Origin of the sequence: Streptomyces lanatus, from assembly GCF_014655715.1 — a bacterium.
In the GTDB taxonomy this organism is placed as follows: domain Bacteria; phylum Actinomycetota; class Actinomycetes; order Streptomycetales; family Streptomycetaceae; genus Streptomyces; species Streptomyces lanatus.
The window spans coordinates 401161-424182 of record NZ_BNBM01000006.1; the positions used below are offsets into that span (position 1 = coordinate 401161).

General features: G+C 70.4%; 19 protein-coding genes, 4 tRNA genes and 1 other RNA gene. 13 read left to right on the forward strand and 11 right to left on the reverse strand.

Going from position 1 to position 23022, the window contains the following annotated elements; genetic code table 11:
• Nucleotides 1-20: 20 nt before the first annotated feature.
• Nucleotides 21-1259 carry an RNA-guided endonuclease InsQ/TnpB family protein gene (locus tag IE325_RS19305; protein ID WP_190071181.1) on the reverse strand — a complete coding sequence of 413 codons (1239 nt, stop codon included), beginning with the start codon at nt 1257-1259 and terminating at the stop codon, nt 21-23.
• Between the two features lie 178 nt (nt 1260-1437).
• Here IE325_RS19305 and cpt point away from each other — a divergent pair, with 178 nt between their 5' ends.
• Nucleotides 1438-1977, forward strand: coding sequence for a chloramphenicol phosphotransferase CPT (gene cpt / locus IE325_RS19310; protein ID WP_190071182.1), 540 nt, complete (start codon nt 1438-1440; stop codon nt 1975-1977).
• A 251-nt stretch (nt 1978-2228) separates the two neighbouring features.
• A complete protein-coding gene (locus tag IE325_RS19315; protein WP_373315186.1) occupies nt 2229-3554 on the forward strand; it encodes a phosphatase PAP2 family protein in 1326 nt (441 codons plus the stop codon).
• Between the two features lie 284 nt (nt 3555-3838).
• Here IE325_RS19315 and IE325_RS19320 read toward each other — a convergent pair whose 3' ends face one another.
• Together IE325_RS19320 and IE325_RS19325 are read right to left on the reverse strand one after the other, a co-directional pair.
• Nucleotides 3839-4060 (reverse strand): hypothetical protein, encoded by a 222-nt coding sequence (locus tag IE325_RS19320; RefSeq protein ID WP_190071183.1) that lies wholly within the window; start codon nt 4058-4060, stop codon nt 3839-3841.
• A 277-nt stretch (nt 4061-4337) separates the two neighbouring features.
• Nucleotides 4338-4425 (reverse strand) — tRNA-Ser (locus IE325_RS19325).
• Between the two features lie 73 nt (nt 4426-4498).
• Here IE325_RS19325 and ffs point away from each other — a divergent pair.
• The 6 genes from ffs to IE325_RS19355 all read left to right on the forward strand — a co-directional run bounded on the left by ffs (nt 4499) and on the right by IE325_RS19355 (nt 13387).
• Nucleotides 4499-4593: signal recognition particle sRNA small type (gene ffs / locus IE325_RS19330), an RNA gene on the forward strand.
• 60 nt (nt 4594-4653) lie between these two features.
• Nucleotides 4654-6996 carry a DNA polymerase III subunit gamma and tau gene (locus IE325_RS19335; RefSeq protein WP_190071184.1) on the forward strand — a complete coding sequence of 781 codons (2343 nt, stop codon included), beginning with the start codon at nt 4654-4656 and terminating at the stop codon, nt 6994-6996.
• Between the two features lie 99 nt (nt 6997-7095).
• A complete protein-coding gene (gene purD, locus IE325_RS19340) occupies nt 7096-8346 on the forward strand; it encodes a phosphoribosylamine--glycine ligase (protein ID WP_190071185.1) in 1251 nt (416 codons plus the stop codon).
• 358 nt (nt 8347-8704) lie between these two features.
• Entirely contained in the window at nt 8705-10687 is a 1983-nt protein-coding gene (locus IE325_RS19345; RefSeq protein ID WP_190071186.1) for a hypothetical protein, read from the forward strand.
• Nucleotides 10688-10913: 226 nt separating this feature from the next.
• Nucleotides 10914-12404: a N,N-dimethylformamidase beta subunit family domain-containing protein gene (locus IE325_RS19350; protein ID WP_190071187.1), complete on the forward strand. Its 1491-nt coding sequence runs from the start codon at nt 10914-10916 to the stop codon at nt 12402-12404.
• An 83-nt stretch (nt 12405-12487) separates the two neighbouring features.
• A complete protein-coding gene (locus IE325_RS19355) occupies nt 12488-13387 on the forward strand; it encodes a phosphoribosylaminoimidazolesuccinocarboxamide synthase (protein ID WP_190071188.1) in 900 nt (299 codons plus the stop codon).
• A gap of 41 nt (nt 13388-13428) precedes the next feature.
• Here the strand turns inward: IE325_RS19355 and IE325_RS19360 are convergent.
• The 8 genes from IE325_RS19360 to IE325_RS19395 all read right to left on the reverse strand — a co-directional run bounded on the left by IE325_RS19360 (nt 13429) and on the right by IE325_RS19395 (nt 17954).
• A tRNA-Gly gene (locus IE325_RS19360) sits at nt 13429-13504 on the reverse strand.
• A gap of 22 nt (nt 13505-13526) precedes the next feature.
• The gene (locus IE325_RS19365; RefSeq protein ID WP_190071189.1) at nt 13527-14141 is read right to left on the reverse strand and encodes a response regulator transcription factor; all 615 of its coding nucleotides are present in this window, start codon (nt 14139-14141) and stop codon (nt 13527-13529) included.
• Nucleotides 14138-15364: a sensor histidine kinase gene (locus IE325_RS19370; protein ID WP_190071190.1), complete on the reverse strand. Its 1227-nt coding sequence runs from the start codon at nt 15362-15364 to the stop codon at nt 14138-14140. Before IE325_RS19370 ends, IE325_RS19365 begins: the two co-directional genes overlap by 4 nt.
• A 19-nt stretch (nt 15365-15383) precedes the next feature.
• Nucleotides 15384-16160: an ABC transporter permease gene (locus IE325_RS19375; RefSeq protein ID WP_190071191.1), complete on the reverse strand. Its 777-nt coding sequence runs from the start codon at nt 16158-16160 to the stop codon at nt 15384-15386.
• Nucleotides 16157-17119, reverse strand: a complete 963-nt coding sequence (locus IE325_RS19380; RefSeq protein ID WP_190071192.1) for an ABC transporter ATP-binding protein — start codon at nt 17117-17119, stop codon at nt 16157-16159. Before IE325_RS19380 ends, IE325_RS19375 begins: the two co-directional genes overlap by 4 nt.
• Before the next feature lie 134 nt (nt 17120-17253).
• Nucleotides 17254-17326 (reverse strand) — tRNA-Gly (locus tag IE325_RS19385).
• Nucleotides 17327-17406: 80 nt separating this feature from the next.
• Nucleotides 17407-17478 (reverse strand) — tRNA-Gly (locus IE325_RS19390).
• A gap of 158 nt (nt 17479-17636) precedes the next feature.
• Complete coding sequence (locus IE325_RS19395) at nt 17637-17954, reverse strand: histone-like nucleoid-structuring protein Lsr2 (RefSeq protein WP_030947653.1); 318 nt, start codon at nt 17952-17954, stop codon at nt 17637-17639.
• 292 nt (nt 17955-18246) lie between these two features.
• Between IE325_RS19395 and purS the strand changes: the two genes are divergently transcribed.
• From purS to IE325_RS19420, 5 genes are all read left to right on the forward strand, one after another.
• Nucleotides 18247-18510 carry a phosphoribosylformylglycinamidine synthase subunit PurS gene (purS, locus tag IE325_RS19400; protein WP_015659417.1) on the forward strand — a complete coding sequence of 88 codons (264 nt, stop codon included), beginning with the start codon at nt 18247-18249 and terminating at the stop codon, nt 18508-18510.
• Nucleotides 18507-19187 (forward strand): phosphoribosylformylglycinamidine synthase subunit PurQ, encoded by a 681-nt coding sequence (purQ, locus tag IE325_RS19405; protein WP_190071193.1) that lies wholly within the window; start codon nt 18507-18509, stop codon nt 19185-19187. The genes purS and purQ overlap by 4 nt, the downstream gene beginning before the upstream one ends.
• Nucleotides 19184-21442, forward strand: a complete 2259-nt coding sequence (purL, locus tag IE325_RS19410; protein ID WP_190071194.1) for a phosphoribosylformylglycinamidine synthase subunit PurL — start codon at nt 19184-19186, stop codon at nt 21440-21442. The genes purQ and purL overlap by 4 nt, the downstream gene beginning before the upstream one ends.
• Nucleotides 21443-21651: 209 nt before the next feature.
• Nucleotides 21652-22152: an ArsR/SmtB family transcription factor gene (locus tag IE325_RS19415; RefSeq protein WP_190071195.1), complete on the forward strand. Its 501-nt coding sequence runs from the start codon at nt 21652-21654 to the stop codon at nt 22150-22152.
• Nucleotides 22153-22204: 52 nt separating this feature from the next.
• Nucleotides 22205-23002 (forward strand): maleylpyruvate isomerase family mycothiol-dependent enzyme, encoded by a 798-nt coding sequence (locus IE325_RS19420; protein WP_190071196.1) that lies wholly within the window; start codon nt 22205-22207, stop codon nt 23000-23002.
• The last annotated feature ends 20 nt before the right edge of the window (nt 23003-23022 follow it).

Genomic DNA, 23022 nt, shown 5'->3' on the forward strand with positions numbered 1-23022 from the left:
CGCCGGTCAACGACCTGGGACTAAAGTCCCGGGCTTGCACAACGGGCGCCGCTGGCTGTGGCGCTGCGTTTGCGTCCTGTCCCACGCCCCGGTTCCGGAGGTGGGTCTGGGGCAGTTGACTGCGCCCCGCGTCGCCACAACTCCCATGCTCTCGCGCGGATGTTGTGGGAGCTGTTCCGGTCTGCGTGATCAACGAATCCGCACTTCCGGCATGCGAACCAGGCCTGGGAGACCCTGTTCGCTTTGTCGATGTGCCCGCATTCGGCGCAGGTGCGCGAGGTGTACGCCGGATCGACGTGCACCACCGGCACCCCCGCCTTGCGGGCCTTGTACGCGATGAACTGCCCCAGCTGGGCGAACGACCAGCTGGAGTGGGTGGCCCGTTGGGGCTTTCGAAGCCGTACCCGCTCGCGGATGCCCGTCAGATCCTCCAGGGCGATCCCACGACCGGTGCGTTCAGCCTCGGCCACCACATGTTTCGCGATCTTGTGGTTGATGTCCTTGGCTCGCCGCGCCTCCTTGCGCCTGCGCTTCTTCAGACGACGCTTGGCCGACGGAGTGTTCTTCTTCTGCAGCTTGGTGCGGAGCGTGCGCTCCCGCACCCGGATCCGGTTGAGCTCACGCCCGGCCATGATCTCGCCGTCGGACGTGGTGGCGATGTTCACGATGCCCAGGTCGATCCCGAGGAAGTCCACCGGATTCGTGTTCAGCGGCGCCTCGGGCACCTCGCACGTGGCCAGCAGGAACCACATGCCGTCCCGGCACACGAGATCGGACTCGCCGCGCCGGTACAGGGCCAAAGTGGCCAGCTGCTCCGGCGAGGCGGTGAAGGCCACGTCCTTGACCCGCCCGGCAGTCGTCCAGATCGAGACCCGGCGCCGGTCGATCTGCCAGGACAGCATCCGGTCGTCGTAGGGCTGCGCGCCCTCCGGACGGAAGGCGACCGGCTTCTCCACCGCCCTGCGGTAGCGCTTCGATCCGGGCCTGCCGAGGTTCCCGGCCTTCAGGTTGGCCTTGAGCGTGGCGTACGCGTCGCACGTCTTCTTCACGACGTGTTGGGCGGCCTGCGCCCCCAGCCCCCAGCGGGCCTTGATCTCGCAGTAGGTGTGCTCGCGCAGCGCGAAGTTCCTCTTCACATCCTTCTCGAAGGCGATCTCGCTGGCCCACGTGGCGGCCTCGTTGCAGGCACGCAGGGTCGCCTCAAGTGCCGCCGCCTGCTCGGGCGTCGGCAGCAGCCTGACCTGTACCACCAGCTTCACGATCACGAAATCTACATGCGTGTACGACTGTCCATCACGCGTTCACCACGCATCACCCGACCGAGTGAACCCGCCACCGCGTGGACTCGTACCAGCTCCGCCGCTCACGACGCTCGGCCGCGTCGCGGTCGCTGAAATTCGCTGCGTGCGGCACCTGTGGGCGCCCTACTGTGACCCGATGGCGACTCGCGTGATCATCCTCAACGGCGGTTCCAGCTCGGGGAAGTCCGGGATCGTACGGTGCCTGCAAGCCGTGCTGCCGGATCCGTGGCTGGCGTTCGGGGTCGACTCGTTCGTGGAGGCGCTGCCCGCGAGGATGCGGGAGTCGGACGCGGGGATCGTCTTCGAGCCGGACGGCACGGTGCGCGTCGGACCGGAGTTCGCGGCTCTGGACAGGGCCTGGACCCGGGGCATCGCCGCGATGGCCCACGCGGGCGCCAGGATCATCGTGGACGACGTCTTCCTGGGCGGCGCGGCATCCCGGCGACGCTGGCTCACGGTGCTCGGTGATCTGCCCGTGCTGTGGGTCGGGGTGAGATGCGAGCGCACGGTCGCGGCGGGGCGTGAGATGGCACGGGGCGACCGGGTCCGGGGGATGGCCGCGGCACAGGCGGACATGGTGCACGAGGGCGTCACCTACGACCTGGAGGTGGACACGACCCACACCGAGTCCGTGGAGTGCGCCCGAACGATCGCGGCCAGGACCGGCTGTCGGTGATTTCAAGAGGGAGTTTCCGGCCAGCAACCACAAAGACCATTTCGCGCTCTACGTCTTCATGCTCAACGACTGGACGATGCCGGTATGGCAGGACACGGAGCGCCGCACCGCCCAGCTCACACAGCACGGACCCTGAATATTCACTGCCAACCACTTGTGCCATTCAGATAGCATGATCGAACTGATTCACGATCATTATCCTAATCTATCTGACAAATCGGCCAAAATCATTGATATCTACAAATTCGGGATTGTCTTCGCGAATAAGACGAATAAGACCCAGGTCGCTGCTCTGGGCGGCGGCCGCCGCCGTGGGCCTCGGCTTCCTCATAGCCCTGGAGATAGCCGCGCGCGGCTACGGCGTGCCCGGACCGATCACCAACCAGGCGCGGGAGGTGATGTTCCCGCCGAAGTCGGGGTTCCTCCTGTACGCCGGCATGGCACTGATGATGGTGGTGCTGACCTGGCGGCAACGCCTGATCGCGCTGGGCTCCGCGCTGGGCATCGACGTCGTCGTCCTGCTGGTGCGCTGGGCGGCCGGCATCAGGGTGACCGAGAGCCAGGGCCACCCCTTCGGCAACGGCGCGCTGTGCGTGGTCCTGGCCTGCGCGGTCATCGCCCTCACCCGCCGCACCGGCCGTGAACGCGTCCTGCTCCTGAAGGGCGTCGGCCTGGCCCTGCTCCTGGTGGCCGGCCGCAAGACCGGCGACACCTGGCTGCTGATCACCTCCAAGAGCCGCCCGACGGTCCTCGACCCGTACGTGGCGACCGCCGACCACGCCCTGGGCAACCCGTCCTGGCTGGTGGGCCGACTGGTCAGGGCGACCGGCCCGGTGGGCGCCCACATCCTCGACTACGTCTACGTACAACTGGCAGTGGCGGCGGTCGTGTTCGCCCTCTACCAACTGCGCCATGTGTCGAGGGACCGCCGCTTCCCGGCCCACCACCTGGTGCGCACGTTCCTGACGATCGGCCTCCTGGGCCCGGGGATCTATATGATCTTCCCGGTCGTGGGCCCGATCTTTGCGTACGGCGCCGACGGCGGCGTCTGGGCCACGGCCGCGATATGGCCGGAGACGGCACCCCCGCTCCTCGCCCCGCACGCGATCCCGTTCGACGAGATCACCCCGCGCAACTGCATGCCCAGCCTTCATACCGCCTGGGCCACCGCGATCTTCATCCACTCCCGCAAGGGCCCGCGCATCCTGCGCTACGCAGGCACGTTCTGGCTCCTCGCCACCCTCGGCGCGACCCTGGGCTTCGGCTACCACTACGGCGTCGACCTGGTGGCCGGCGTGGTCTTCACCCTCACCATCGAGGCGGGCCTGCGCGCACAGGCCCACGGCTGGGACCGCGCGGGAATCCAACTGGTGGCATACGGCACGACGATCTTCGCGGCCCTGCTGGCGTCGTACCGCTTCCTCCCCCTCCAGATGGCCCAGCACGCCTGGCTCGCCGGCCCGCTCCTCATCCTGGCGATGGTCTCGGTGATCTACGGCTATATACGCACTACCGGCCAGTGGGACCCCAAACCCACGACAGCCCAACAGCCCGAACCCCAACCCGAATTGGTGTGAGCCGTCAGATCTCCACCCGAGTCGAAGGGCCCCACCGCGAACGGTGGGGCCCTTCGACATCACGCCACTCCTCGGTGGAGCTAAGCCGCCTCCGCCTCGGACCGCGCGGTACGCACGCCCGTGACGGGCTCCTGTGCGCCATCGAGCGGCAAAGTCTCATCCAGCCCGAAGTCGGGGGCCTGGAAAGGGTTCGTGGCCGGGGGCGGCGATGCCGCGCCGGAGCGGTGGGGCTGTTCTTCCAGCGCGGAGAACAGCGAAGTCGGTTCGATGAGAGGTCTCTCTTTCTACAGCTTGGTCATCTTGGAGTACGGGCTCAGGATCCGCATCTGCGCGGAGCCGAAATCGACGAGCGCCGCGACTCCGTCCTCGACGCCGATCACGCGGCCGAGGCCGTACACGTCATGGGTGACCTGATCACCCAGGGCGAAGTGCTTGGGGGCCGGTGCGACCGGCGCCTTGAAGGGGCTGGTAGGCAGGTGACGCTTCGGTACCGCGGGCTTGGTCATGGCTCAGTATGAGCGCACGCCGACCCCGCCCGCTGTGGCCATCGGCACAGAACCTGACTCCGACGACCGAGCAGCTCCTTGACCTGGGGTTTCGAGATACAGACTCGTGGCCGGCACAGCACAGGCACCGGCACCATGCACCATGCCCGCCTAGAGGCGTCCACCTCTCAGCCACCTGCCACCGCTGACCGTGGCATGCCAGTGAACCGCAACCAGAAACGTCGAAGGGCCCCACCGCGAACGGTGGGGCCCTTCGACATCGTGCCCGGTGAGGCACTGGCGGAGGATACGAGATTCGAACTCGTGAGGGGTTGCCCCCAACACGCTTTCCAAGCGTGCGCCCTAGGCCTCTAGGCGAATCCTCCGCCGGAAACATTACATGACCGAGAGGAGTGCTCGCGAACTCGTTCCTACCCGCTGACGTCGGGTACTCTTTGCGCAGCCCCTCACGCGGCGCTATCTGACTGAACTCCCCCAGGGCCGGAAGGCAGCAAGGGTAGGTCGGCTCTGGCGGGTGCGTGGGGGGCGTCTGCGTTGCCGGGGTGGCTCAGGCGCGGGGCTGGTTGTCAGTGGGCGCCTATAACCTCGTATGCGTGTCGTCTCTCGCGCTGTACCGCCGCTATCGCCCGGAGTCGTTCGCCGAGGTCATCGGGCAGGAGCATGTCACCGACCCGTTGCAGCAGGCGCTGCGGAACAACCGGGTCAATCACGCGTACCTGTTCAGCGGTCCGCGCGGATGCGGCAAGACGACCAGCGCGCGGATCCTGGCCCGCTGTCTGAACTGTGAGCAAGGTCCCACGCCCACCCCGTGCGGGGAGTGCCAGTCCTGCCAGGACCTGGCCAGGAACGGGCCGGGTTCCATCGACGTCATCGAGATCGACGCCGCTTCGCACGGTGGTGTCGATGATGCTCGTGAGCTGCGCGAGAAGGCCTTCTTCGGGCCCGCGAGCAGCCGGTACAAGATCTACATCATCGACGAGGCCCACATGGTCACGTCGGCCGGTTTCAACGCCCTGCTCAAGGTCGTCGAGGAGCCGCCCGAGCATCTGAAGTTCATCTTCGCCACCACCGAGCCCGAGAAGGTCATCGGGACGATCCGGTCGCGGACCCATCACTACCCCTTCCGGCTCGTGCCGCCCGGCACACTGCGGGACTACCTCGGCGAGGTGTGCGGCCGCGAGAACATGGCCGTCGAGGAAGGCGTGCTCCCGCTCGTCGTGCGCGCCGGCGCCGGGTCCGTGCGTGACTCCATGTCCGTCATGGACCAGCTCCTCGCCGGCGCGAAGGACGAGGGCGTGACGTATGCCATGGCCACCTCGCTGCTCGGGTACACCGACGGGTCCCTCCTCGACTCCGTCGTCGAGGCCTTCGCCACCGGGGACGGGGCCGCCGCCTTCGAGGTCGTCGACCGTGTCATCGAGGGCGGCAACGACCCGCGTCGCTTCGTCACCGACCTGCTCGAGCGGCTGCGGGACCTCGTCATCCTCGCCGCCGTGCCGGACGCCACCGAGAAGGGGCTCATCGACGCCCCCGCAGATGTCCTGGAGCGCATGCAGGCCCAGGCAGGCACCTTCGGCGCCGCCGAGCTCAGCCGCGCCGCCGACCTCGTCAACGAGGGCCTGACCGAGATGCGGGGCGCCAACTCGCCCCGACTCCAGCTCGAGCTGATCTGCGCCCGCGTGCTGCTGCCGGCCGCGTACGGGGACCAGCGCTCGGTCATGGCCCGGCTGGACCGCCTGGAGCGAGGCGTCAATCTCTCCGGCGGGGGTGGTGCGGGTGGCGGCATGCCTGCCGCGCCCGCCATGCCTGCGATGGGGTACGTGCCCGGGCCCGAGGGGCACGGCTATCCGTCGACTCCGGATGCCCAGGGGGGCGCCTCCGCCGCGCCCGTTCCGCCGGGTGGCGGGCCTGCCGCGGCTCGGGCCGCCGTACGGGGCGGGGGTGCTCCGGCGGGTGCCGCCCCGGTGGCGGGGGCGGCTCCGTCGGAGAGCGGTCAGCCACCGCAGCAGCCCCAGCAGCCCCAGCCCCAGCAGCCGTCGCAACAGCCCCAGCAGCCTCAGTCCCCCCAGGAACCCTCAGCCCCAGCCCCCGCCCCCGCCCCCGGCGCCTGGCCCACCGCCGCGCCCACGGGTGGCGGCCGACGCCCCGGCGGCTGGCCCACCGCGGCCCCGGCCGGGTCCGGCGGCGGCACCCCCGCCCCCGCACCCCCGCAGCCCGCGGCACCCGCTCCCGCCACGGGAGCCGCCCCCGCCCCCGGAGCAGCCCCCGCCTACGCACCCCCGACCGGCGGCCTCGACCCCCGCATGCTCTGGCCGAACATCCTGGAGGCGGTCAAGAACCGCCGCCGCTTCACCTGGATCCTGCTCAGCCAGAACGCCCAGGTGGCCGGCTTCGACGGCACCACCCTCCAACTCGGCTTCGTCAACGCCGGAGCGCGCGACAACTTCGCGAGCAGCGGCAGCGAGGACGTGCTGAAGCAGGCGCTGGCCGAGCAGTTCAATGTCCAATGGAAGATCGAGGCGATCATCGACCCGTCGGGCGGCGGCTCGGCTCCTCCGCCGGGCGGCGGCTCCTCCGGCTTCGGTGGAGGCGGCGGAGGCGGTGGCTACGGCGGCGGAGGCACCGGCGGCCAAGCGGGCCAAGGCGGTGGCGGCCACGGCGGTGGCGGTACGGCCGCCCCACGCCCGTCCGCCCCCCAGTCGACGCCCGCGACACCCACCCCACCCCCGGCAGTCCCGTCGGCTCCCTCCACCAGCCCCACACCGGCCCCCCAGCCCCCCACCTCGTCCGCCCCGGAGTCCCACGCCCCGGTCGCCCCCGAGGACGACATCCCCGAGGACGACGACCCGGACCTCAACGAGTCGGCCCTCTCCGGGTACGACCTGATCGTGCGGGAGCTGGGGGCGACGGTGGTGGAGGAGTTCACGAACGAGTAGCCCTCGCAGCCGGTACCGGCCGTCACTTGGAGGAACGCACAGGTCACCAACCCCCGACCCCTCGGCACCTCGCACAAGAACCCCGTTAGGCTGACCCCCGTGAAGGTCCTCGTCATCGGTAGCGGCGCCCGCGAACACGCCCTGTGCCACTCCCTGTCCCTCGACCCCGACGTCACCGCGCTGCACTGCGCCCCTGGCAACGCAGGCATCGCCGACGTCGCCGAACTGCATCAGGTCGACGCCCTGGACGGCGCGGCCGTGACCGCGCTCGCCGAACGGCTCGGCGCCGACCTCGTGGTCGTGGGGCCGGAGGCGCCGCTCGTCGCCGGGGTCGCCGACGCCGTGCGCGAGGCGGGGATCCCGGTGTTCGGCCCGTCCGGGGAGGCCGCGCAGATCGAGGGCTCCAAGGCGTTCGCGAAGGACGTGATGGCCGGGGCCGGTGTCCCGACCGCCCGCTCCTACGTCTGCACCACGCCCGAGGAGGTCGACGAGGCCCTCGACGCCTTCGGCGCCCCGTACGTGGTCAAGGACGACGGTCTCGCCGCCGGCAAGGGCGTCGTCGTCACCGCCGACATCGAGGCGGCCAGGGCGCACGCCAACGCCTGCGAGCGCGTCGTCATCGAGGACTATCTCGACGGCCCCGAGGTCTCCCTCTTCGCCATCACCGACGGCGAGACGGTCGTCCCGCTCCAGCCCGCCCAGGACTTCAAGCGCGCGCTCGACGGCGACGAGGGCCCCAACACCGGCGGCATGGGCGCGTACTCCCCGCTCCCGTGGGCCGACCCGAAGCTGGTCCAGGAGGTCCTCGACACCGTCCTCCAGCCGACCGTCGACGAGATGCGCCGCCGGGGCACCCCGTTCTCCGGGCTGCTGTACGCCGGTCTCGCGATCACCTCGCGGGGCGTACGGGTCATCGAGTTCAACGCCCGCTTCGGCGACCCCGAGACACAGGTCGTCCTGGCCCGCCTGAAGACCCCGCTGGCCGGTGTCCTGCTGGCCGCCGCCAAGGGCGACCTCGCCGACCTGGAGCCCCTGCGCTGGAGCGAGGACGCCGCGGTCACCGTCGTCGTCGCCTCGCACAACTACCCCGGCACCCCGCGCACCGGCGACCCGATCACCGGCCTCGACGAGGTGGCCGCCGAGGACGCCCCGCACGCCTATGTCCTGCACGCCGGCACCAAGCGCGACGGCGACGCGATCGTCAGCGCCGGCGGCCGCGTCCTGTCCGTCACGGCGACCGGCAAGGACCTCACCCAGGCCCGCGACCGCGCCTACCGGGCGGTGGCCCGTATCAAGCTCGACGGCTCCCAGCACCGCACGGACATCGCGGCGAAGGCGTCGGGCGAATAACCCGCACTCCCGATAAACCGGACAGGCCCCGAATCCGTCTCAGGAGTCGGGGCCTGACCCTTTTCAAAGCCCGAAGCCCGAAGCCCCGCACTCTGAGCTCGGCGACTGGACTTTGTTCAGGATCAGGGGCCTGATCCTCGCTGTACGTCATCCACCTCTCCCCAAAGCCATTCCATCGAGTGACCGATGCCCCATCCGGCTGACGTGGGTCGACGCCCCAACTAGGGTGCGGCGCAAAGCGTTCCGGCACTTGGCCCACCGGCATTGCGATGTCAGTGGTGGGTGCCACAGTGGGGGAGTGAGCAAAGCCAGGACAGTTCGGACAGCCAGGGCAGCGCGGAGGGGGTGAGGTCCGGCCGTGACCGGTATGGGTGTGGAGATGGGTGCGCAGGCCGCGCGTGCCCGGGCCCTCGCGGTGCTGCGCATCCGCAGCCGCGCGCTGGCCATCGCCCTGCTTCCCGCAGCGGTCTCCGTGGTGCTGCTCACCGGCGCCTCCACCGGCCATCTCGTGGGACCCGGCTGGCATGTCATGCGCTGGGTCGTCACCCCGATCGCCGTGCTCGTCCTGCTCGCCGCCGCCGTCATCGCCTTGGTGGTCGCCCGCGCCCGCCCCGCCGTCACTCCGACGGTCCCGATCGCCGAGGAGCAGGCCCCGGATCTGTACCGGCTGGTGCGCGACCTCGCCGACCGCCTCGACGTCCCCGCCCCGTCCGCGATAGCGCTCACCCCGGACTGCGACAGCTGGCTGGAGGACCGCACCCACCCGGCCCATGGCCCGCCCCCGGCCGAGCACCGCGACGACCACGGGCTCGACGGCCGCCAGGGCAATGGCCGGCAGAGCAACGGCCTGCACGGCGGAAGCACCCGCGGCGCCCATCGCCGTACGCCGGCCGCCCCGGTCCTCGTCATCGGCTCCCCGTTCCTGTGGTGGATGCGCGTCGGCGAGCTGCGCGCGGTGCTCGCCCCGGTCGTCGCCGGTACGGGACCTTCGGCGCACCCGGACATAGCCCTGGCCCGGCGCTTCGTCCGGGGCCTGGACGCCGCCGTGGCCGTCGGCTCCACGCGCGGCCGCTGCCCGGGTTCGCGCGCGGTGTGCGCGGGCCTCGGCTGGGTCGCGCGGGTGCTGCTGCGCAGCTGCCGGGAGCACGCCACCGAGATGGAGCGGGGCGTGGCCGCCGCGGCCGCCGAGCGTGCACAGGCTGTGGATTACGGACTGCGGATCGTCGCCCAGGAACAGGTCGGGCTGGCGTACGCGGGCTGGGACCGGCTGCTGACGCGGGTCGCGCTGCCGGCCTGGCGGATGGGCCGCTGGCCCTCCCGGCTGGACGCGGGCGTCGTCGCCGCCCTCACCGAGCTGTCCCGCCGGGACCGGCTGGCCGAGGGCTTCGCCTCCCGGCTCGGCGAGCGCCCCGCCTGCGATCTGCTCGAAGAGCCCGGCGTGGTCGACGAGGCCACCTCGCTCCTCGCCGCCCGGCTCTTCCACGGCGGCCCGGCCGAGTCCGGCCCGGACTGGTCCCCGGTGGACTGGCAGGCGTATCCGGAGGAGGTCGTCGACCGCAAGTGGCGCACCGACGCGGCCCGCCTCCACCGTGTCCTCGACGCCCTCGGCGTCCGCCGCACCACCGACACCTCCCCGGAGACCGACGGCCCGACCCTGGCCCGCGTCCTGGACCACCTGGCGACCCCACGGGGCACCACCACCGACCCCGCCTCGACCGACCGGCCTGCCGACACCGACCCCGCCTCCGCCGACGGGCCTGTCGACACCACCTCCGCCCACCGCCCCGCCGGAGACCAGCAAGCGATTGCCACGTCCGACCCGTCCAACCCGTCCACGGCGGACACCCAGCCTCCGCCGCCCGCCGCCCGGGAACCCAAACCCTCCAAGGCCCCCAAACTCCCCTACGCCGCCATGGCGGAAGACCACCCCACCGACGACCAGGAAACCGAGCGCAGCTCCGCCCTCGCCGCCGGTCTGACCGCGGAGCTGGCCCGCGAGGAGGCCGCGACCCCCGGGAAGCGCAGCGACTCCCCGGCCGTCGACGCCACCTTCCTGGACATCGGCGCGCTCCCGCTCTTCCCGCTCCAACCACCGCGCACCTCACGGGAGTTGCTCACCGACCATGTGACGGCGATGGTCTGCTGCGCCGCGATGGACACCGCGGGCGCCGCCCCCGGTCTGGACTGGCTCGACGGCCCCACCCTCCTCATCGACGGCGTACGGGCCGCCGACCTGACCCCCCGGGTCCTGAGCCTCATCGAGGAGGGCGACGCGGTGCCTCTGCGGGCCTGGCTCGTGGAGTCGGGGATACGCCCGGAGAAGCCGGTACGGCTGGTCTGAAGCCGGAGTCCCCGGTTCCACTTTCGGCCAATTCGCAACGAATAGTGACAGGATGCGTGCGCAATGTGATGTGCTGGGATCGATAGCGCATATGGCAAGGGCTTACGACATACGACAGACACACAAAAGCCCAGGCCCGCACCAGCCACACCGCGCCAGACGCACGCACCGCATCAAGGACACCGCTCGGCGCACCACCACGGGGGAACGAGGGAGGGGTACGGCCATGGGCTCGGAGCAGATCCGCCGCTGGGAGTCGGGAGCACTCGCGCACGCCGTCACGGACCCCTTCGGCCAGGGCCCGGTCCCCTGGCTGCGCGGCAACGTCACCTACTTCGACGACACCGGCCAGGTCGTCCCCTGGTACGTCGACGGCCAGGCCCACCCCCCGACGCCCGGCACCCACAGCATCCCCGCCCCACGCAGCGCGGGCCCGCGTTCCGCCGACGACGTCCACCGTCAGATCAAGGGCTTCATCTCCACCGGCGCGGTCGCCCCCGGCGAGGCGGTCGACTTCCACATCACCGTGGACCCGCCGCAGGAGTTCGCCGTCGACATCTACCGCATCGGCCACTACGGCGGCCACGGCGCGGCCAAGATCACCACCAGCCCGCGTCTCTCCGGCATCGTGCAGCCCCCGCCGCTGACGGCCGACCGCACCGTCTCCTGCCACCACTGGTGGCTGTCCTGGCGCCTGCAGATCCCGAGCTTCTGGAGCATCGGGGCGTATGTCGCCGTCCTCACCACCGCCGACGGCTACCGCTCCCACATCCCCTTCACCGTCCGCGACAACCACCCCGCGGATCTGCTCCTGCTCCTCCCCGACGTCACCTGGCAGGCCTACAACCTCTACCCCGAGGACGGCCACACCGGCGCCAGCCTCTACCACGCCTGGGACGACGACGGCCGGCTGCTCGGCGAGGCCGACGCCGCCACGACCGTCTCGTTCGACCGCCCGTACGCGGGCGCGGGCCTCCCCCTGCACGTGGGCCACGCCTACGACTTCATCCGCTGGGCCGAGCGCTACGGCTACGACATCGCCTACGCCGACGCCCGCGACCTGCACGGCGGCCACATCGACCCCACCCGTTACCGCGGCCTGGTCTTCCCCGGCCACGACGAGTACTGGTCGAGCAATATGCGCCGCACCGTGGAGCTGGCCCGCGAGAACGGCACCTCGCTCGTCTTCCTCTCCGCCAACTCCATGTACTGGCAGGTCGAGTTGGCCCCCTCCCCGTCCGGCGTCCCCGACCGCCTGCTCACCTGCCGCAAGCGCAAGGGCCCCGGCCGCCCGGTCCTGTGGCGCGAGATCGACCGGCCCGAGCAGGAGGTGATCGGCATCCAGTACGCGGGTCAGGTCCCCGAGCCGCGGCCCCTGATCGTCCGCAATGCCGACCACTGGCTGTGGGAGGCCACCGGCGCGCATGAGGGCGACGGCATCGACGGCCTGGTCGCGGGCGAGGCCGACCGCTACTTCCCGCGCGCCCCGCTGCCCGAGCACGAGGAGCGCATCCTGCTCGCCCACTCCCCGTACACCGACAAGGAGGGCGCCCTCCGCCACCAGGAGACGTCCCTCTACCGCGCCCCCTCCGGCGCCCTGGTCTTCGCCTCCGGCACCTTCGCCTGGTCCCCGGCGCTGGACCGCCCGGGCCATGTCGACGCCCGCATCCAGCGCGCCACCGCGAACCTCCTGGACCGCATCTGCAAACGTGACTGAGCCCACCCAGCACACCCCCAAGTCCAAGGTCAGAGCCTCATACGGGACAATCAACCCGTTGGACAGAACCACGGGGAGGAACCGTGTCCGGATTCGTAGAAAAGCCCGAGCCGATCCAGGTTCCGGGCTTGGTGCATCTGCACACCGGCAAGGTGCGCGAGCTGTACCAGAACGAGGCGGGCGACCTCGTGATGGTCGCCAGTGACCGTATGTCCGCCTACGACTGGGTGCTGCCGACCGAGATCCCCGACAAGGGCCGCATCCTCACCCAGCTCTCGCTGTGGTGGTTCGACCAGCTCGTCGACCTGGTGCCCAACCACGTCATCAGCACCGACGTCCCGGCCGGCGCCCCCGCCGACTGGGCGGGCCGCACCCTGGTCTGCAAGTCGCTGAAGATGATCCCGGTCGAGGCCGTGGCCCGCGGCTATCTCACCGGCTCGGGTCTCGCCGAGTACAACGACTCCCGCACCGTCTGCGGCCTCGCCCTCCCCGAGGGCCTGGTCGACGGCAGCGAGCTGCCCGCCCCGATCTTCACGCCGGCCACCAAGGCCGCCGTCGGCGAGCACGACGAGAACGTCTCCTACGAGGAGGTCGCCCGCCAGGTCGGCGCCGAGACCGCCGCGCAGCTGCGGCAGGCCACCCTCGCCGTGTACGCCCGGGGCCGGGACATCGCCCGTGAGCGCGGCATCATCCTCGCCGACACCAAGTTCGAGTTCGGCTTCGACGGGGAGACGCTGGTCATCGCCGACGAGGTGCTCACCCCGGACTCCTCCCGCTTCTGGCCGGCCGACGAATGGGAGCCGGGCCATGCGCAGCCGTCGTACGACAAGCAGTTCGTGCGCGACTGGCTGACCTCGCCGGCCTCCGGCTGGGACCGCAAGAGCGAGCAGCCCCCGCCGCCGCTGCCGCAGGAGGTCGTGGAAGCGACCCGTGCGAAGTACGTGGAGGCGTACGAGCGCCTGACGGGTACGAGCTGGAGCTGACCCAAGAAAAAGGCCCCGGTCGATGACCGGGGCCTTTGATCTGGAGCGAACGACGAGGTTCGAACTCGCGACCTCAACCTTGGCAAGGTTGCGCTCTACCAACTGAGCTACGTTCGCATGCGCCGAAGCGCGAGACCCACTATACCCAACCTCGCTCCCGCGCGAGCCGCACCGCCGCGTGGCGGTTCTCCGCCCCGAGCTTGGAGACGGCGGACGACAGATAGTTCCGTACGGTCCCCTGCGACAGCGCAGCCCGCTCCGCGATCTCCGCGACGGGCGCCCCGTCGGCGGCGAGTTCCAGCACCTCGGCCTCCCGCGCGGTCAGCGGCGAGTCCCCGGCGGCGATGGCGTCGGCGGCCAACTCGGGGTCGACGTAACGGTTTCCGGCGTGCACGGTACGGATGATCTCGGCGAGCCGCTGAGCGCTCACGGTCTTCGGGACGAACCCCCGCACACCCGCCGCAAGGGCCCGCTTCAGATGCCCGGGCCGCCCGTGACTGGTCACGATCAACACCCGGCAGCCCGGCAGCTCCGCCCGCAGGGATGTGGCCACCTTCACACCATCGGCGCCCGGCATCTGAAGATCCAGCACGGCGACATCGGGCTCGTGCGCCCGCGCCATCGCCAGCGCCTCGGGCCCGCTGGCCGCCTCGGCGACGATCAGCAGGTCGTCCTCCAGCGAGAGCAGCGTGGCGAGCGCCCCCCGGATCAGATGCTCGTCATCGGCGAGCAGTAGCCGCACGGCCCTACTCATACGGCCCCCTCCCGCACGCCCGCCCCCACCAACGGCACCTCCACCACCAGTCGGAACACCCCCTCACCGACACGACAGGCCTCCAGCGTCCCGTCCACCGCGGCGAGCCGCTCCCGCAGCCCGGCGAGCCCGGAGCCCCCACCCCCGTCGGAGGCCCCGGCAGCCCCGTCGTTCTCCACCTTCAGCACCACACGTCCCTCACGCACCCCCACGCTCACCGCACACCGCTCGGCATTCCCGTGTCGCAGCACATTGGTGGTCGCCTCCCGCACCACCCACGCCAGTGCCGACTGCACCTCCACCGGCAGCCCGGCCGCCTCCCCGGTCACCTCGCAGTCGATCCCGGCCGCCGTCAACACCCCCTGCGCACCGGCGAGTTCGACCCCCAGATCGGCCTCCCGGTACCCCCGTACGACATCCCGTACCTCCCGCTGCGACTCCTGCGCGATCCGCTGGACCTCGATCATCTGCTCCACGGCCTCGGACCGCCCGCGCCGGGCGAGCTGTACGGCGAGTTCGCTCTTGAGGGCGATGACCGCGAGGTTCCGGCCCATCACGTCATGCAGGTCCCGCCCGAACCGCAGCCGTTCCTCCGCGACGGCGAGCCGGGCGCGGGTCTCGCGGGCCTCGTCGAGTTCGTAGACGGATTTGAGCAGCCAGACGGAGAAGACGGCCGTGAAGGCGACGAATCCACAGCTGAGCAGCATGGCCACCGCAATGATCAGCGCGGCGAGAGCGGACCCGGAGATCGTGAGCACGACGGCCCCGGCACCCGTCGCGAAGCCCGTGACGAGGGCGTACACGCGCCTGCGCCCGTGTACACCGAGGGCCATGATGCCCACCCCGAAGACCATGACGAAGCTGAAGACGCTGCCCGCCGCGGAGTCGACGCCGTCGCCCTTCGGCCCGTACTCGACGACGCCGAGAGCCGTGACGGCGACCACCCCGGTGGCGGCGCCGAGCGCCCACAGCATCCGTATGGGCTGCTCACGCCGGCCGCACACCCAGTCCACCGCCCGCGACACGGTCAGGGCGCCGATCGCCGCGTGCGCGCACACCAGGAGCATCAGCCATGCCCCCAGCCCGCTCCCGGCCCCTCCGGCGACCGACACCCCGGACCCGCCGACCTCGATCACCGCGAAGAAGTGGAACGACCCCCGCGTGTACGTCTCGACCTTCGCCGGTGTGCTCTTGCCCCGCCACCATGTGCCCGGCCCGCGCATGTCCCCGTGCTCCCCTACGTCAGCGCCTGGGTTCCCAGCGGAACCACCGTCGTACAGCAAACACGCCGATGACGATCCAGGCCAGCGCGGTCACGAGGGGGCCCAGAGTCTCGTACGCCGACAGATCGCCGCTCCAGCCGCCCCGGACCAGGGTGATCACGGGGGTGAGGGGCAGCAGTTCGCACACCGACGCGAGGCGGTCGGGCAGCAGCTCCAGGGGCACGATGACGCCGGAGCCGAGCATCGTGATCATCATCATCGGCAGCGTGGTGACCTGGGCGCTCTCCACGGTCCGGGTGAAGCTCGCGGTGAGCGCCGCCAGGGACACACACGCGGCCAGCCCCAACAGCAGCCCGATGACGGCCAGATGGGGCGCCGACGGCGCGCCGACGTCCAGCAGCGCCATACAGCCCACCGCCAGCAGCACACACTGCACGAGCCCCATGACGACGGCCGGCAGCGCAGCCCCGGCCAGGATCTCGGCGTCCCGCAGCTCACCGGTGCGCAGCCGCTTGAGGACGAGTTCCTCACGCCGTGCGGTGAAGACGCCCACCAGCGAGGAGTACACCGCGAACAGCAGCGAGAACCCGATGGACGCGGGCAGCATGACCAGTCCGACGCTGAGTCCGACGTCCTTGACGTCCATCTCCTCCACGGCGGACCGCATGGCGAACGGCAGCGTCAGCGGTACGAACAGGGCCGCGACCAGCGTGCCCCTGCTCCGCCCGAACAGCGTCAACTCGGCCCGTGCCAGGGCTGCCATGCGCCCGGCGGGGGTGGTGATCGCAGTGCTCATGCCACACGCTCCTCGACAGCCGACGCCTTCTCGGACACATCCCGCGCGATCCCCAGGAACGCCTCTTCCAGCGAGGCCGAGCGCACATCCAGCCGCCGCAGCTCCACGCCGGCCCGCTCGGCCCACACCAGCAGCCCGGTGGCCGCCCGCTGGAGCTCACGGGTGCGCAGCTTCACGAGCCGTCCCTCGACCTCGTGCCCGCTGACGCCCAACCGGTCCAGCGGCGGCAGGTCGCCCGGGAAGTAGCCCTCGGGCAGCTCGAAGGAGATCCGGGAGGGCTGGGCGGCCGTCACCTCGGCCGGGGTCCCGGTGGCCGCGATGCGCCCCTCGTGCAGGATGGCCAGCCGGTCGGCCAGCGACTCGGCCTCTTCCAGATAGTGCGTGGTCAGCAGCACCGTCGTACCGCCGTCGCGCAGCGCCCGCACCAGGTTCCAGGTGTCCCGGCGCCCTTCGGCGTCCAGTCCGGTCGTGGGCTCGTCCAGGAACAGCACCTCGGGGTTGCCGAGCAGCGCGAGCGCCAGGTCCAGGCGCCGCCGCTCACCGCCGGAGAGCTGCTTGACCCGTACGCCGGCCTTCCCGGTCAGCCCGACGAGCGCCAGCGCCTCCTGCTCGGGCCGCGCACCACTGACGCAGCCGGCCCACATCCGGGTGGTCTCCCCGACGGTCAACTCCGAGGGGAAGCCCCCTTCCTGGAGCATCACGCCGGTCCGGGGGCGTACGGCGGCCCGCTCGGCGTAGGGATCACGACCGAGGATGCGTACCTGCCCGGAGGTCGGCGGCGCGAGCCCCTCCAGCAATTCGACGGTCGATGTCTTGCCCGCGCCGTTGGTGCCCAGCAGCGCGAAGATCTCGCCGCGCCGGACGGAGAAGCCGATCCCGCACACGGCCTCGAATCCCCCGCCGTACACCCGACGCAGGTCAGTGACCTCAATCACGTGTTCCTGCCCGTTTGTTTCCATGCCTTCAGCGTCCCGGCATCCCGGGCCCGGCAGCAGTGCGCGCTGTCACCACTCGCCATGACAAATGTCAGACGAGCGCACGCCGGGGGCACGAAAAAGACCCCGATCCATCAGGATCAGGGTCTTCATCAAAGAGCGGACGACGAGGCTCGAACTCGCGACCTCAACCTTGGCAAGGTTGCGCTCTACCAACTGAGCTACGTCCGCATTGCCTCCGACCGGCTCTCACCGATCGGCGCGAGCACCAGCCTACCTGATCCACAAGAGTGGTCCGGACGGCGATGCAGAGCGGGTGACAGGAATTGCACACTGCGCCTTCCCCCTGGAAGGGGGATGTTCTACTACTGAACTACACCCGCATGCTCGGCGAGCTGGGCTTTTCTGCCCCGCCCGGCGGCGTGCTCCAGACATTAGCTGATCAGCAGGGGGGTAGCGCAAGTCGGTTGTCGCACCGGCCCAAGTCGGCCGCCCTCAGGGCCCGCTGACGGCCCCTGAGGACATGGCCATGCCGGTCCCCTCACTGTGCCGAGGCGAACGCCTCGTAGACCTTCTTGGGGATGCGGCCGCGGGCCGGCACCTCCATCTTGTTGGCCTGCGCCCAGGCGCGGACGGCCGCCGGGTCGGGGGCGACCTCCGTCTGCTTGTACGCCTTGCCTGACTTCGACCGCTTGCGGCCGGCTTCCACGTAGGGCGCGAGCGCCTTACGCAGTTTCTTGGCATTGGCTTCATTCAGGTCGATCTCGTACGACTTGCCGTCGAGTCCGAAGGCGATCGTTTCCGCCGCTTCTGAGCCGTCGATGTCGTCAAAGAGAGTGACCACGACCTTCTGCGCCACGAATATCGGTCCCTTCGTACGGCACGCTGACAATTCATTTGTACCGTGCCGGGCAATGTAATGTGAAGCTCGACTAAATCCTTCCGCGTGTCCGATGCGCAATAGGTATCAGGTGTCGATCCGGGATCTTTTCCGGAACTTTTCATCGACAGACACCCTCCTGTCCGCCCGTGACAGCCATCACGTAGATTCCTACAAGTCGACGCGCGTAGAAATTTTGTGCAGGTAGTCTGAAACCACTGCGAGAACCTGCTGCAGGAACCTGCTCAGCACCACACCACCGGGAGTGCACGTGGCACGCGTCGTAGTCGACGTCATGCTCAAGCCGGAGATCCTCGACCCCCAGGGCCAGGCGGTGCAGCGCGCACTGCCGCGGCTGGGATTCGAAGGCATCTCCGACGTACGTCAGGGAAAGCGTTTCGAACTGGAAGTTGACGGGCCGGTCGACGAGGCCGCGCTCGCCCGCATCCACGATCTTGCGGAATCCTTCCTCGCCAACACCGTGATCGAGGACTTCACCGTCAAGGTCGAGGAAGTCGCGGAGGCCGCGAAGTGACCGCTCGTATTGGCGTCGTCACTTTCCCGGGAAGTCTCGATGACCGGGACACCCAGCGCGCGATCCGCCTCGCGGGGGCCGAACCGGTCGCCCTGTGGCACAAGGACAAGGACCTCAAGCAGGTCGACGCCGTGGTGCTGCCCGGCGGTTTCTCCTACGGCGACTATCTGCGGGCCGGCGCCATCTCCCGCTTCTCGCCGGTGATGGAGACGGTCATCGAGCAGGCGAAGGCGGGCCTTCCCGTCCTCGGTATCTGCAATGGCTTCCAGGTCCTCACCGAGGCCCATCTCCTCCCGGGCGGGATGCTCGGCAATGACCACCTGCACTTCATCTGCCGCGACCAGAAGCTGCGGGTGGAGAACGCGGACACCGCCTGGACCGCCGACTACACGGCCGGCCAGGAGATCCACATCCCGCTGAAGAACATGGACGGCCGCTATGTGGCCGACCAGTACACGCTGGACAAGCTGGAGGGAGAGGGCCGGGTCGCGTTCCGGTACCTCGACTTCAATCCGAACGGCTCGCTCAACGACATCGCCGGCATCACCAACGAGGCCGGGAACGTCGTAGGCCTCATGCCGCACCCGGAGCACGCCGTGGAGCCCCTCATCGGGTCCGGCCGCACCGACGGCCTTCCCTTCTTCACCTCGATCCTCAAGAAGCTGGTCAACGCATGAGCCGGACGCCTCTGGACACGGTCGAGCACGCGGCCGCGACCCCCGACGTCGAGCTGCCCTGGGCCGAACTCGGCCTGAAGAAGGACGAGTACGAGCGGGTCGTGGAGATCCTCGGCCGCCGCCCGACCGGCGCTGAGCTCGCCATGTACTCGGTCATGTGGTCCGAGCACTGCTCGTACAAGTCCTCGAAGGTCCACCTCCGCCAGTTCGGCGAGAAGGCCCCGCAGAGCGACGCGCTGCTCGTGGGCATCGGTGAGAACGCCGGTGTGGTGGACGTCGGCCAGGGTTACGCGGTCACCTTCAAGGTCGAGTCGCACAACCACCCGTCGTACGTGGAGCCCTACCAGGGCGCTGCCACGGGCGTCGGCGGCATCGTGCGCGACATCATCGCGATGGGGGCCAGGCCGGTCGCCGTCGTGGACCCGCTGCGCTTCGGCGCGGCCGACCACCCCGACACCAAGCGGGTGCTCCCCGGTGTCGTCGCCGGCATCGGCGGCTACGGCAACTGCCTGGGCCTGCCCAACATCGGCGGCGAGGTCGTCTTCGACGCCTGCTACCAGGGCAACCCGCTGGTCAACGCCGGTGCCATCGGCGTCATGCGGCACGAGGACATCCACCTCGCGAAGGCGTCCGGCGCGGGCAACAAGGTCATCCTGTACGGGGCCCGTACGGGTGGTGACGGCATCGGTGGTGCCTCCATCCTCGCCTCCGAGACCTTCGACGACGCCAAGCCCTCCAAGCGCCCCGCCGTCCAGGTCGGCGACCCCTTCCAGGAGAAGCTGCTCATCGAGTGCACCCTGGAGGCGTTCGCCGAGAAGCTGGTCGTCGGCATCCAGGACCTGGGCGCGGCGGGCCTGTCGTGCGCCACGTCCGAGCTGGCCTCGAACGGCTCCGGCGGCATGCGCGTGACCCTGGACGACGTCCCGCTGCGCGACTCGACCCTCTCTCCCGAGGAAATCCTCATGAGTGAGTCGCAGGAGCGCATGTGCGCGGTCGTCGAGCCGGAGAAGGTCGGCCGGTTCCTGGAGATCTGCGAGAAGTGGGACGTCATCGCCACCGTCATCGGTGAGGTGACCGACGGCGACCGCCTGGAGATCTACTGGCACGGCGGCAAGATCGTCGACGTCGACCCGCGCACGGTGGCGCACGAGGGCCCGGTCTACGAGCGCCCGTACGCGCGCCCGGCATGGCAGGACGCCCTCCAGGCGGACGACGGCAACAAGCTGCCGCGCCCCGCGACGTCCGACGAGCTCAAGGACCAGGTCCGCAAGCTGGTCGGCTCCCCGAACCAGGCCTCCAAGAAGTGGATCACGTCCCAGTACGACCACTTCGTGCAGGGCAACACGGTGCTGGCCCAGCCCGAGGACTCGGGCATGATCCGCATCGACGAGGAGACCGGCCTCGGCGTCGCCATCGCGACGGACGGCAATGGCCGGTACGCCAAGCTGGACCCGTACACGGGCGCCCAGCTGGCCCTCGCCGAGGCCTACCGCAATGTCGCCACGACCGGCGCCAAGCCGCTCGCGGTCTCCGACTGCCTGAACTTCGGCTCCCCCGAGGACCCGGCGGTGATGTGGCAGTTCGCGGAGGCGGTACGCGGTCTCGCGGACGCCTGCCAGCAGCTCGGCACCCCGGTGACCGGCGGCAATGTCTCCCTCTACAACCAGACGGGCGAGGCGGCCATCCACCCGACGCCGGTCGTGGCAGTGCTGGGCGTCATCGACGACGTCGCGCGCCGCACGCCGGTCGCCTTCCAGGAGGAGGGCCAGCTGCTCTACCTCCTCGGCGACACGCGTGAGGAGTTCAGCGGCTCGGCCTGGTCCCAGGTGATCCACGATCACCTCGGCGGACTGCCCCCGGCCGTGGACCTGGAGCGTGAGCGCCTGCTCGCCGAGATCCTGATCTCCGCCTCCCGCGACGGCATGATCGACTCCGCGCACGACCTGTCCGACGGCGGCCTCGTCCAGGCGGTCGTCGAGTCGGCGCTGCTCGGCGGCAAGGGCGCGCGTCTGGTCGTACCGGACGGGCTCGACGCGTTCACCTTCCTCTTCTCCGAGTCGGCGGGCCGCGCGGTCGTCGCCGTCCCGCGCTCCGAGGAACTCCGTTTCAACGACATGTGCGGTGCCCGGGGCCTGCCGGCCACCCGCATCGGCGTCGTCGACGGCGACTCGGTGGAACTGCAGGGCGAGTTCGCACTGCCCCTGGAGGAACTGCGCGAACTGCACGAGGCACCGATCCCGGCACTGCTGGCCTGACGCGAGCAGGGGCCCCGCTCATCCGGAAGTCGCCGGGTGAGCGGGGTTCTTCGTTTCCGGATTCCCGGGTATTTGCTGCGCATGCCGACGGAGGTGCGGATCGAGCACGCCACGGCCGAGCCCTCGTCCGGGACGCGGCGCAGACCCGCGCCTCGATCGTCCGCATGGAGTGCGTCGCCGAACATCCGCAGAACCGTAGAGTCAGGCCCGTGAGCCTCGAACAACGTGTCGCCGACCTTGAGCGACGGCTGGCAGTGCTGGAGAGCGTCCAGCAGACCGCGCCCCGCCTGGGTGAGGGGGACTTCTGGGCCCTGCAAGGGTTCAAGGAGCAGCTCGCCGAGCTGGGCGCGGCCGACGGCGGGGTGCTGTTCACCGGCGCGGTGCGGCTGCCGACCGGGGAACGGTACGAGTGGCAGCACGGCGCGCTGGCCGAGGGCCTGCTGGACGCCGACTGGACCGAGTCCGCCGAGTCGTTCGCGGCGCTCGGGCACCCGGTCCGGATGCGGCTGCTCCGCGAGATCATCGGCGGCCGGCGCACCGCGGCCGAACTCGCCGACCTGGACGAGGTCGGCACGACCGGCCAGATCTACCACCATCTGCGCCAACTGACCGGCGCGGGCTGGCTGCACACGACCGGCCGGGGACGCTACGAGGTGCCGCCGGGGCGGGTCGTACCCCTGCTGGTGGCCCTGTCGACGGCCCGCCCCTGAGCACGGTGAGTGCGGAATCCGTACGATCACCGACCTCGCATACGCTGCCCCTATGCCGCCGGCCAAGAAGCGCCCCCGCACCTATGACCCCGCCAAGATCCGCACCGCGATCCTCGCCCAGTTCGGGAACGTACGACAGGCCGTACGCACCCTGACCCCCGGGCAACTCGCGCTGCCCACCCGCCTCGGGGACTGGACCGTACGGGAGCTGGCGGCGCACCTGACCATGGCCGTGGAGACCGTCAGCCGCAATCTCGACCGCGACGAGCCGGCCAAGCCCGAACTCGCCCTCCTGGACTGGCCGTCCGCCACCGCCGCCCGCGCCGCCGACATCGCGGACGGCACCCGCGACCTGGCAGCGGCCAACCCCGATCTCGACGCCCTGTACGCCCGCACCGAGGATCGCTTCACCCAATACCTCGCGGACGCACCCGGCGACCGTCTCCTCGCCACCCGCACCGGCGCCATGCCCCTCGCCGACTACCTGGTCACCCGTACCGTCGAACTCGTCGTCCACACCGACGACCTGAACGCCGCCGTCCCCGGCCTAGACATCCCGTACGACCGCCAGGCCCTCGCCGCCTGCACCCGCCTCCTCGCCGACGCCCTCGCCGCGAAGGCACCCGGCGGCTCGACCGAGGTGCGGATCCCGCCGTACGCCGTCGTGCAGTGCGTGGAGGGGCCGAGGCACACCCGGGGCACCCCGCCCAATGTCGTCGAGACCGACCCGCTGACCTGGATCCGGCTCGCGACCGGGCGCGTGACCTGGCGGGACGCCCTCGCCGAGGCCAGGGTGAGCGCGAGCGGGGAGCGGGCGGACCTGGGCGGACTGCTGCCGCTCATGGGCTGACACGCAGCGAGCGACCGGTT